Source organism: Aminobacter sp. P4_H6_2 (assembly GCF_056400805.1).
The window spans coordinates 1-2,933 of sequence record NZ_JBFUKO010000643.1 but is presented as its reverse complement, the minus strand read 5'-3'; the positions used below and the strand labels follow the sequence as shown (position 1 = coordinate 2,933).

At 60.5% G+C, this 2,933-nt stretch carries 3 protein-coding genes; all 3 read left to right on the top strand.

Going from position 1 to position 2,933, the window contains the following annotated elements:
• Positions 1-535, top strand: a 535-nt coding sequence (locus tag AC1DUU_RS27945) for a diguanylate cyclase (protein ID WP_476786598.1), incomplete at its 5' end; no start/stop codon positions are given.
• 366 nt (positions 536-901) lie between these two features.
• Positions 902-1,630 (top strand): esterase/lipase family protein, encoded by a 729-nt coding sequence (locus tag AC1DUU_RS27940; RefSeq protein WP_476786597.1) that lies wholly within the window; start codon positions 902-904, stop codon positions 1,628-1,630.
• Positions 1,631-1,716: 86 nt separating this feature from the next.
• Positions 1,717-2,933 (top strand): alpha/beta hydrolase (locus AC1DUU_RS27935; protein WP_476786596.1); only part of this gene is annotated, 1,217 nt, incomplete at its 3' end.

Genomic DNA, 2,933 nt, shown 5'->3' with positions numbered 1-2,933 from the left:
GCTCAGGCAGAGCGTCAGCCAGACGATCGAAATGGCGGTGACGGATGGCCTGACGGGGCTGCACAACCGGCGTTATCTCGACAGCCACCTGCCGCGCCTTGTCGAGCGCGCGGCTGGGCGTCGCAGGCCGCTTTCTCTGATGATCACCGATCTCGACCGCTTCAAGCGGATCAACGATACCTTTGGTCATGACGGCGGCGACGAGGTGCTGCGTGAGTTCGCGCGGCGCCTGAAGAAAAGCGTTCGCGGCATTGATCTAGCTTGCAGATTTGGCGGCGAAGAGTTCGTCATCGTGATGCCGGACACGGAAGCAGCGCTTGCTGAAATGGTTGCCGAGCGCATCCGCGCGGAGGTCGCAAAGACGCCGTTTGCGATCGGCGGCGCCGAGATGGGGGTGTCGGTGACGGTCAGCGTCGGCGTGTCGTCGCTCTTGCCCGAAGGCGATACCGTTTCTGGGCTGATGAAGCGTGCGGACCTCGCGCTTTACGATGCCAAAACACGCGGCCGCAACCGCGTGGTCGCGCGCGCCGCCTGACCGTGAATCGCGTTAAGCTACTCCATGAGGTTAAGCTAAATTATTTACCTTAACCCAAGTGACTGGGTAGCCGTGGTTAAGAAAGTGTTGATCTTCAAGCAATCTTGGGCGACTGTGGCGTGGAGAAGAAGGACGGGCGTCGGCACGAGGATCATAGGCCGGAGAGCCCAATTCATACCCCATGATGCTCAGGTCCGCCGCATCTCCTGGGTCCGTGGGGTCGGCCGGTCGGCACTGGCACATAGTGGCCTCCTCGTACCGCTGCCAGACGCCGACCGGCCCCCTTATCTCTATTTAAAACAAATCAATTTCCTACCGTAGTTTCACCGGCTTGAGACATCCGGAGGATTCGGATTAGCTGGGTTCATGCGTTTTTTAGCTACACTCCTGTTTCTGCTGTTTTCTCCAGCCGCCTTCGCGCAGGAATGCGTTGTGTTGCTGCATGGCCTGTCACGCAGCGACACGTCCTTTCTGCTGATGGAAGAGACATTGGGCGCCTTCGACTATGCCGTCGTCAACGACACCTATCCTTCGACCGAAGCCCCGATCGACAAGCTTATCGCTTACGTCGATGCATCTGTGGCGAAATGCGGGAAGGCCAGCAAAGTCAATTTCGTGACCCATTCGATGGGCGGCATACTGGTGCGGGCTTGGCTGATGCAGAACCGTCCCGAAAATCTTGGCCGCGTCGTCATGCTCGGGCCGCCCAATCACGGCTCAGAAGTGGTGGACACGTTCGGGAGCCTCAGGCTCTTCGAAATGGTCAACGGGCCGGCAGGGGTCCAGCTCGGCACCGGGCCGGACAGTCTTCCCAACAGGCTTGATGCTGCCGATTATGAGCTCGGCATCATCGCCGGCGACCGCTCGATCAATCCGATCCTGTCGGGCATGTTCAAAGGCCCGAACGACGGCAAGGTTTCGGTCGCAAGCACCAAGCTTGAAGGCATGAGAGACCACATCGTCCTGCCGACGACGCACACCTTCATGATGAACAATCCGCTGGTGATCGCGCAGACGCTGAACTTCCTCCGCCATGGACGGTTCGATCACGACTTGACGCTTCGGGAATTGTTGCGTCGCGTGTTCGGAAACTGAACCCGTTGGTGCTGCCTATCCTCAGCACTGGGGCCGCGTAACACGTCCGGATGGGCCCTTGTCCACGAAGGGCTCAAGGAGAAATCATGCTTCGTTATATTGCCATCTTTGCCTTGATTGCCGCCTTGGCTACCGTTGCGATGTCGTTCTACCAGCCGCCCATGCGACTGATGCCGGCACCTGCCGTGTTCGTCGATGGCCCGTCGAATGCCTTTTCAGCCAATTCGTCTTTGACGCCCGATCCCCGGATCGAGCTGTTTTATGCCACCAACCGGCTGCCGGTCGGTCCCCGTGACAGCCGCCTTTATGCCGTCGTGCCCGGTCGCGACCTTCATACTGGCGTGGCCACGGTGCGCATTGGCCGGGAGGGCACGACCTGGGACAAGATCTACGCGTGGTCCACCGGCGCCAGCGAGGATCGGCGGCCATTCCTGCATCTCGAAAACATGAATGAACAAGCCACGATCGAAGACGCCGATCCGTTGTCACCTGAAGCCCGGGCGTGGTTCGCGCAGATCAACGAAGCGCTCAAGAACAGCCGCGACAAGGATATCATCGTCTACGTGCACGGTGCCAACACGACCGTCGAGCGCGCTGCCGGCCAAGCTGCACAGCTTCACCATTTCACCGGGCGCAATTCGGTGGTGGTGCTGTTTGTCTGGCCCACGGCCGAGAATTTCCTGCGCTATTCCAGGGACATGGTAACCGCCTTTGGCGCCGCACCGCATCTGGCAAAGCTGGTCGAGCTTTTGTCGCAAAATACCGACGCCAGGAATGTCAACGTCTTCACCTATAGCGCCGGCGCCACCGTGGGCAGCGATGCGCTGGCGATCGTCGGTCGCGATGCGCAGCAGCCGGGAGCGCAAGCCACGCGGCTCGGCGAAGTCTATCACGCCGCACCGGATGCCGACTTCCGCGGGTTCGTCGACGATATGCGCGACTATGCCGGCATGGCCGAGCGGGTGACAGTGGCCGTCAATCTGAATGACAGCGCGCTCAGGCTGTCACAGGTGATCAACCGTGCTTCGCGGGCCGGCCGGCCGGATATGAGGGAGCTGGATCCCGAAGCGTCGCGCTGGCTGCTGGACGCAACCAAATCATATGGCCTCGAACTGTTACGGGTGCGGCCGGAAAACATTCCCGGCCTGTCGAACCGTTCGCATACGTTCTGGTACGACGATCCGTGGGTGAGCAGCGACGTGCTGATCACTTTGCTCTTCCACCTGCCTGCGAGCGAACGCGGATTGGGCGCCGGCGAGGCGCCTTCCGGGTCTCACTATTGGACGTTCACGCCGGACTATCC

Bases quoted from the DNA above. Each gene is read 5' to 3' on its own strand.
- AC1DUU_RS27940 (WP_476786597.1), top strand. From the start codon at position 902: ATGCGTTTTTTAGCTACACTCCTGTTTCTGCTGTTTTCTCCAGCCGCC.